Origin of the sequence: Brachybacterium sp. HMSC06H03 (genome assembly GCF_001807385.1) — a bacterium.
In the GTDB taxonomy this organism is placed as follows: domain Bacteria; phylum Actinomycetota; class Actinomycetes; order Actinomycetales; family Dermabacteraceae; genus Brachybacterium; species Brachybacterium conglomeratum.
The window spans coordinates 1-8,005 of record NZ_KV788690.1; the positions used below are offsets into that span (position 1 = coordinate 1).

The following is an 8,005-nucleotide window of genomic DNA, read 5'->3' on the forward strand; positions in this document are numbered from 1 at the left end:
CGGGGCGCTCGGCATCGGCGCCGCGGGGGTCGGGCTCGGCCGCTCCTTCGGCGACCCCGCCGCCCCCGCCGACTCCGCGGAGGAGGCTTCGACCCACTGGGCGCCCTACGGCGCCCCGACCGTCCCCTTCCACGGCGCGCACCAGGCCGGGATCGAGACGCCCGCCCCGGCGTCGGCGACGCTCCTGGCCCTCGACCTGCGCGAGGACGTGGACCGCGACGGCGTGCTGCGGATGCTGCGCCTGCTCACCGACGATGCCGCCCGCCTCACCCGGGGCGAGCCGGCGCTCGCGGACACCGAGCCGGAGCTCGCGACCGAGCCCGCCTCCCTCACGGTCACCGTCGGCTTCGGGCCGGGGCTGATGTCCCGGGCCGAGCGCCCGGCGCCGGACTGGCTCGCGCCCCTGCCCGCCTTCGGCATCGACGAGCTCGAGGAGCGGTGGTCGGGCGGGGACCTGCTGCTGCAGGTCGCGGCCGACGATCCGCTGACGGTCTCCCACGCCGCACGGATGCTGCTGAAGGACGCCCGCGCCTTCACGACTCCCCGGTGGGGGCAGACGGGCTTCCGCCGCTCCCCCGGCGTCGTGAGGCCCGGCAGCACCCTGCGGAACCTCTTCGGCCAGCTCGACGGCACCGCGAACCCCGCCCCCGGCAGCGAGCACTTCGCGAAGGTGGTCTGGATCGAGGACGGCCCCTTCGCGGGCGGCACCTCGATGGTGGTGCGTCGGATCCGCATGGACCTCGACGGCTGGGACGAGGCCGACCGCGGTGCGAGGGACGCCGCGACCGGCACCCGGCAGGACGACGGCGCGCCGCTGTCGGGCGGGGACGAGAGCACCCCGCCGGATTTCGAGAAGGTCTCCGCGAACGGCTTCCCGGTGATCGGGGAGTTCTCGCACATGCGTCGGGCCCGCGGGGTCGACGACGGCGAGCACCAGGAGATCTACCGCCGGCCGTACAACTACGAGCACGCGCCGGCGCCAGGCTCGGGGCTGCTGTCCGAGGCGGGGCAGGTGTTCGTGTCCTTCCAGGCCGATCCGCTCGCGCAGTTCCTGCCGATCCAGCGCCGCTTGGACGAGCTGGACCTGCTGAACCAGTGGACCACCCCGATCGGCTCGGCCGTGTTCGCGATCCCGCCCGGCTGCGCCGAGGGCGAGTTCCTGGGGCAGTCCGTGCTGGAGTAGCCGAGCCGCCGCCGTCCCGTCCGGCCGCGACCGAGCGCCGTCTGCACAGAAGGGACTCCAGCGGCACGGTGCGGAGCTGAGCTCCTCACCGTGCCGCTGGAGTCCCCTTTCTGCCGGTCCCTCCGCGACGAACCGACGAGGAGGGCGACGAGTGCGGGAGATCGACAGCCGGCAGGTGGCAACCCGTGGCGAGCCCGCCGGCCTTGTGCGAGGTCCTCGTATGCTGGCCGGAACCCCCTGCGCCCCGGCACGACCGCCCGGACCGTCGTGCTCGCACGCGCAGGCCCCGACGACCGCAGGAGATCATCCATGCCCCGCTTCAACATCCCGGCCAAGGACGCCCAGGGACCCCTGGTCGTCGGGATCGACATCGGCTCGGGCGGCACCCGCGCCGCCGTGTACGACGTCTCGGGCCGCGAGGTCGGCAAGCTCCAGCACAAGGAGATCCACGCCTTCACGGTCGACGACGACGGCACCAGCACGATCGACGCCGACCAGATCGTCGCGGAGATCCGCACCGCGCTCTCCGCCGTGCTCGGTCACGGCGAGCTGCCCGGCGACGTGCGCGCGATCGGCTTCGACACCTTCGCCTCCTCGCTGATCGCGGTCGACACGGCCGGCGACGCGCTGACCCCGTGCATCACCTACGCAGACACCCGCTGCCACGCCCAGGTGGGCGAGCTCGCCTCCCGGATCGACGTCGAGGACCTGCACGAGCGCACCGGCGCCCGCCTCCACTCCTCCTACACCGCGCCGCGGCTGCTGTGGCTGCGCAAGGAGCACCCCGAGGTCTTCGCCCGCACCGCGCGGTTCATGGCGCTCGGCGAGTACGTGGCCTTCAAGCTGCTGGGCACGCCCGCGCTCGGCACCGCCTCCGCCGCCTGGTCCGGCATGATCGACAGGCGCACCGGGCAGTACGTGCCCGAGCTGCTCGACGCCGTGGGCGTGGACGAGGCCGCGATGGGCCTCGCGATCGACCCCGACGACGCGCTGCCCGTCGCCGGCACCCCGCTGGCCGCCGAGTTCCCGCAGCTGGCAGAGGCCGTGTGGCTGCCCGTGATCGGCGACGGCCTCGCCGCGAACCTCGGCATCGGCGCGCTCGGCACCGGCACCTGGGGCATCTCCACCGCGACCTCCGGTGCGATCCGCCAGCTCCTGGACACCGACATCCCCGCCCTCCCCTCCGGGCTGTGGGCGTACCGCGTGGACCAGCGTCGCACCCTCGTCGGCTCCGCGATGAGCGACTGCGGGCGCGTCCTGGACTGGTGCCGCAACGAGCTCGCGATGCCCTTCGACATCGACGCGACCGACACCGCGACCCTGTTCTCCGGCCCGCCCTCCCAAGGCACTCCGCTGGTGGTCCCCTTCTTCTCCGGCGAGCGCGGCACCAAGTGGCGCGGCAGCTCCCGGGCGATGTTCACGAACGTGGGCGCCTCCACGACCTGGAAGGACATGCTGCTCGGCGCGATGGAGGGCGTGGCTCTGTCGTTCCTGCGCATCGCCGACCAGATGCGCGAGGCCGGCGGCGAGCCCGAGCGGATCGTGCTCTCCGGCGGCATGACCGGGGCGATCCCCGGCTGGCTGCACCTGCTCTCCGACGCGCTCGCCATGCCGATCGACCACGTCGCCGTCTCCCGCTCGACCATGCGCGGCGCGGCCGTGATGGCCCTCGAGCAGGCCGCGCCCGAGATCCCCGTCGCCGAGGCGCCGGTGCTCGCCCGGGTCGAGCCGGTGCTCGCCCACCAGGACTACTACCGCGAGCGCCTCGAGCGCTTCGAGAAGCTCGCCGACCTGGCCTGAGGCGAGGCGGCTCGCTCGCACCGGCACTGTATGCGCTGACCGCGGTACATGGTCTGCAGATGGCGCATGGCGTTCCACTACGCCTATATAGGCATAGTGGAACGCCATGCGCCATCACCACCCACCCCGGGCAGGGCGTGGACCAGAGCAGGGACGTGGGAAGGCCCTTGTGCCAGTGAGAGCCCGGCGGCGGCCAGGACCTGGTGCACTGAGGCTCAGGCGCACCGCCCGGACGGCACGACGCCCCGCGGAACAGATCCGCGAGGCGTCGTGTCGGGTCCGGCCGGAGCCGGGGCACCGGGCCTCAGGGGCGGGGCAGGCGCTGCTCCTCGGCGACGACGGCCGTGACGAGCGGGTCGCCGGCGGCCACGTCGAGCAGGGCGAGCAGGGCGGTGACCCGCTCGGTGGCGTCGTCGATGCCGGCCGCCGAGGCGATCTCGGAGCTCTTCGGGTCCTGCACCTCGTGGCCGCCCCGCACGCGGTCGGTGACCCAGGTGGTCCAGGCGGCGACGGCCGCGACCTCGCCGGGGGCCTTGTCCGGGCCGCCGAGCTCGGCGATCACGGGCAGCGCGCGCACGGGCAGCTTCGCGGTGCCGTCGGCGGCGATGCGGATGAGGTTGTCGGCCAGGCGCGGGTTGCGGAAGCGCTCCTCGAGGGCGGCGGTGTAGGCGTCGAGCGCGTCGGCCGGCAGGGGCAGCGTCTCCCGCGCCTCGCTCCAGAGCTGCTCGACCAGGGCCCGCACCTCGCGGTGGCCGATCGCCTCGTCCACGCGCTCCACACCGGCGACCTGGCCGGCGTAGGCCATGAGAGTGTGGGCGCCGTTGAGCAGGCGCAGCTTGCGGCGCTCGTGCACCTCTATGTCGTCGGTGAACTGCACCCCGGCCTTCTCCCACTCGGGGCGGCGGCCGCGGAACCGGTCCTCGATGACCCACTCGGTGAAGGGCTCGGTGACCACCGGGACGGCGTCGGCGAAGCCGGTCTGCTCGCGCACCGTGTCCGCGGCACCGTCGTCGGCCGAGGGGGTGATGCGGTCGACCATCGAGGAGATGACGTCGACGTGGTCCTCGAACCAGGCTGCGGTCTCCTCGTCGAGCTCGGCGCGGACGGCCTTCCCCAGCACCTCGCCGTTGCCGGTGAGGTTGTCGCAGGAGACCAGCGCGATCGGCTCGTCGACGCCGGCCTCGCGGCGGGCCTTCAGACCCAGCGCGAGACGGGCGGGGGCGGAGGTCGCCGGATCCGACCCGGCGGCGTAGCCCTTCTCGGTGATGGTCAAGGTGACCACGGTGGTGAAGGGATCGGCGAGCAGCTGCACCAGGGCGTCGACGTCGGCGGCGGGGTGGACCTCGTCGATCACGTCGAGCACGCTGACCTCGTCGGTCTCGGGGCCGCGCACGATCAGGCCGTACTTCCCGCCCTGGGCGTTCAGAGCATCGGCCATCGCAGCGGAGCGGCCGGTGAAGGCGACGACGGACCAGCCGCCGGCCACGGCGGTGGCCTGCAGGGTGTGGGCGCGGGCGAAGTTGCCGATGCCGAGATGGACCAGACGGCCGACGTCGGAGGGGGCGGGGGCGTTCATCGGGGCGTTTCCTCTCACGCGGGCTCGCCGAGGCGGAAGACCTCGCGAGGCTGCTGGGTGGGCAGGGTGGCGACGAGCTCGACGGCGTCCTCGAGACGCATGCGGTGCTCGGCGACGAGGCCGGCCAGGTGGCTCGCGTCGATGCGGCGCGACATGTCGTGGCGGGCCGGGATCGAGCAGAAGGCGCGGGTGTCGTCGATGAAGCCGCTGGTGCGCGTGTAGCCGAGGGTCTCGGAGACGGCGCGGCGGAAGCGCAGGATCGCATCGGGCGAGTCGATGAACCACCACGGCGCCCCTGCGTACACCGAGGGGTACACGCCGGCCAGCGGCGCGATCTCGCGGGAGAACACGGTCTCGTCGATCGTGAACAGCACGGTGCGGAAGCCCTCCGCATGGCCCACGTCGTTGAGCATGGGGCGCAGGTGGTGGACGAAGTCGACGGCGACGGGGATGTCGAAGCCGACGTCCGCCCCGAACTGCTCGAACATCGTCTCGGAGTGGTTGCGGGAGACGGCCGGGTGGAGGGTCATCACGAGCCCGTCCTCGGCGGCCAGGCGGGCCTGGTCGGCGAGCAGGTGGCGGCGCAGCGCCACGGCCTCGTCGGCCCCGATCGTGCCCTCGCGGGCGGAGGTGTAGAGGCGGCGGGCATCCTCGAGCGCGAGCCGCTCGGTGCCGGGGTCCATGTGGGCGTGGTCGGAGGAGACGGCGCCGTGGTCACGGAAGTAGAGGCGGCGGGTGCGCATCGCCTCGAGGTGGCCGTCGTAGGTGCCGGTGTCGACGCCGGCGGACTCGCCGAGGGCGGCGACCAGCTCGGGGAAGTCGGCGCGGGCGGGCTCGAGGTACTTGTCGGGCCGGAAGGTGGGGATCACGCGGCCGGTGAAGGAGGCGTCGGCGGCGAGCGCGTCGTGCGGCGAGAGGTCATCGACCGGGTCGTCCGTGGTCGCCATGACCTCGATCCTGAACTGGTCGAACAGGGCGCGGGGACGGAACTCGGGGCGGGTGAGCTTGTCCGCGATCTCGTCGTACATCGCGTCGGCCGTGCGCGGGTTCAGCACGGTCTCCAAGCCGAAGACCTCGGAGAACTCGTGCTCCATCCAGTAGCGCGAGGGGGTGCCGGCGTAGGCGTGCCAGTGCTCGGCCAGCAGGTGCCAGGCCCTGCGGGAGGCCTTCTCGTCCAGCGGGCCCTGGTTCACGCCGAGGTCGGCGAGGTCCACGCCGCGGGCGTGCATCAGGCGGTTGACGTAGTGGTCCGGGGTGATGAACAGCGAGGTCGGATCGCGGAAGGGCTCGTCGTCGAGCAGGAGGCGAGGATCGACGTGCCCGTGGGGCGAGACGATCGGCTGATCCTTCTCGAGCTCGTAGAGGCTGCGCGCGATCTCGCGGACGGCCGGGTCCGCGGGCAGGAGTCGGTCGGGGTGCGGGACGAAGGCGTCGTTGCTCATGCGGCCATCCTCGCAACCTTCCGCGAGAGTGTCGGACGGTTGTCACGGGTTGCCGGGGAAAGCGCCCTCCATCAGACTGATCGGCGCCCCAGCAAGCGGCCGGGGACCGCGACGGGCGCGCCGCCTCAGGGGGTCTCGCGCGGTCCGGTGCTGCCGCGGGGCACGAGCCGCACGGGCAGCGAGCCCTCGACCGGGGTGCGGTGGGCGGAAGGGTTCTCGATGCGGCGGATGAGGCGCTCGACGGCGGCACGGCCCTGGGCGCGCTTGGGGCTGACGATGGTGGTGAGCCCGCCGCCGACGAGCCGGGAGAGCTGGATGTCATCGTGCCCCATCACCGACAGCTCCTCGGGCACGCGGATGCCGGCGCGCAGGGCGGAGACCAGGAAGCCGAAGGCGACCAGGTCGTTGTAGCAGATCACCGCATGGGGCAGGGAGTCGCGCATCTCCTCGAAGGCCTGCTCGCCGCCCGCGATGGTGGGGGCGAAGGGGCCGTGGCGCTGGATCTGCATCCCGTGCCGGCGGGCGGCGACGCGGACGGCGCGCCAGCGCTCCCCGTCGGACCACGAGTTCACGGGCCCGGCGACGTAGGTGACGGTGCGCAGGCCGTTCTCGGCCAGGTGGGCGACCGCCTGACCCATGCCGTGCTCGAACTCGGGGGTGACGGAATCCAGCCCTGCCACGCGCCGGTTCATCACGACGACGGGGATCCGCTTCGACAGGTGGTTGAGCATCGCGTCGGATTGCCGGGTGCCCGAGAGCACGATCCCGTCGACGACGTCGACGGCGCTCTCGAGGCTCGCGCGCTCGCGCGCCTCGTCCTCGACGGCGTCCAGCAGGAGCAGCAGGAAGCCCTGCTCCTGGGCGGCCTCCTGCATGCCGGAGACGAGCTCGGCGAAGTAGGGGTTGGTGAGGTCCGGGACCTCGATGCCGAGGCGCTGGTGGCGGTGGCCGCGCTCCTGCGAGGGCGGGGCGGAGGTGCGGTAGTCCAGGATCTTCGCGGCCGCCATCACCTTGGCATGGGTCGCGGCGCTGACCCGGCCGGGGCGGGAGAAGGCGCGCGAGACGGTGGAGGGGGCGACACCTGCCTCCTTGGCGACGTCGTAGATCGTCACGCGCGCGTCCGCCACTCGGCCGGCTCCGTCCCGCACCCACCGGGCGCTGTCCTGGCGGGCGCTGCCGCCCGCTGTCCTCGGCAGAGCTTACCCCGAGCCGAAGGCAACCGGCGGCAACCGTCCGCCCGCCACTCTGAGGGTGACCGGCGCGCCGAGCCCGAGGTGGGCGCGTCGGCCGACGGCGGTCAGCGGGTGGCCGACGGTGGAGATCACGGTGCCGGGGCCGATCATGCGGTGGTCGCCGATGCGCACGGGGGCGATGTCGAGGATGGTCACGCGACCTGGTCACGGCTCATGGGCGCCAGTCTCCCAGACCCCCGGGCCGGGAGCCGCGCACCGCCAGTGCCCCCTAGGTCAGTGCGCCCCGCCGAGCTCGACGAGCAGGACGCCCACGACGATCAGCCCCATCCCGCCGAGCATCGGCGTCGTCAGCGGCTCGCGGAAGAGTATCCGGGAGAGCACGGCGGTGGCGACGATCCCGACGGCGCTCCAGATCCCGTAGGCCACGCCGAGCGGCATGCCGGCGGCGAGCGCGCCCGAGAGCAGGGCGAAGGCGGCCAGGTAGCCGGCGACCACCGGCAGGTACCAGCGGCGGTCGCCCGTCGCGGACATCCGCAGGGAGAGGGTCGCCCCGACCTCGGTGACGATCGCGCCGAGCAGCAGCAGCCAGCTCATCGCGCCTCCGCGCCCTCGCGCTCGTCCGCGCGCCCGTCGTCGGATCCGCCGGGGATCGCGTGGACCTCGAGCTCCCGCAGCAGCTCGACCTCGCCGCGGGAGCCGTAGGAGGTGGCGCCGGCGAGCCACTCCTCGGCGGGGGGCTCTGCCGTGTCGGCGGCGACGACCGGCACCGGGCCGGGTCCGCCGTGCGGCCGCTCCCCCGCCCCGGCGTCGG

8 protein-coding genes are annotated in these 8,005 nt (G+C 73.5%); 2 read left to right on the forward strand and 6 right to left on the reverse strand.

Translation table 11 applies throughout. The annotated features are described in order from the left end of the window. Both HMPREF3159_RS03830 and HMPREF3159_RS03835 read left to right on the forward strand, forming a co-directional pair. Nucleotides 1-1,183 (forward strand): Dyp-type peroxidase (locus tag HMPREF3159_RS03830; protein WP_070499754.1); only part of this gene is annotated, 1,183 nt, incomplete at its 5' end. A 309-nt stretch (nt 1,184-1,492) separates the two neighbouring features. Then, nucleotides 1,493-2,983 carry a gluconokinase gene (locus HMPREF3159_RS03835; protein WP_070499755.1) on the forward strand — a complete coding sequence of 497 codons (1,491 nt, stop codon included), beginning with the start codon at nt 1,493-1,495 and terminating at the stop codon, nt 2,981-2,983. Between the two features lie 304 nt (nt 2,984-3,287). Here HMPREF3159_RS03835 and HMPREF3159_RS03840 read toward each other — a convergent pair whose 3' ends face one another. The 6 genes from HMPREF3159_RS03840 to HMPREF3159_RS17395 form a co-directional block, all read right to left on the reverse strand. Further along, nucleotides 3,288-4,559 (reverse strand): mannitol dehydrogenase family protein, encoded by a 1,272-nt coding sequence (locus tag HMPREF3159_RS03840; RefSeq protein ID WP_070499756.1) that lies wholly within the window; start codon nt 4,557-4,559, stop codon nt 3,288-3,290. Between the two features lie 14 nt (nt 4,560-4,573). Then, on the reverse strand, nt 4,574-6,001 hold the full coding sequence (uxaC, locus tag HMPREF3159_RS03845) for a glucuronate isomerase (RefSeq protein WP_070499757.1): 1,428 nt from the start codon (nt 5,999-6,001) through the stop codon (nt 4,574-4,576). A gap of 125 nt (nt 6,002-6,126) precedes the next feature. Then, complete coding sequence (locus HMPREF3159_RS03850; protein WP_246821459.1) at nt 6,127-7,113, reverse strand: LacI family DNA-binding transcriptional regulator; 987 nt, start codon at nt 7,111-7,113, stop codon at nt 6,127-6,129. A gap of 87 nt (nt 7,114-7,200) precedes the next feature. After that, nucleotides 7,201-7,389, reverse strand: a complete 189-nt coding sequence (locus HMPREF3159_RS03855) for an LbetaH domain-containing protein (protein ID WP_070499759.1) — start codon at nt 7,387-7,389, stop codon at nt 7,201-7,203. Nucleotides 7,390-7,467: 78 nt separating this feature from the next. After that, nucleotides 7,468-7,788: a DMT family transporter gene (locus HMPREF3159_RS03860; RefSeq protein WP_070499760.1), complete on the reverse strand. Its 321-nt coding sequence runs from the start codon at nt 7,786-7,788 to the stop codon at nt 7,468-7,470. Beyond that, on the reverse strand, nt 7,785-8,005 hold a 221-nt coding region (locus HMPREF3159_RS17395; RefSeq protein ID WP_168165375.1), incomplete at its 5' end, for a hypothetical protein. The genes HMPREF3159_RS03860 and HMPREF3159_RS17395, both read right to left, overlap by 4 nt.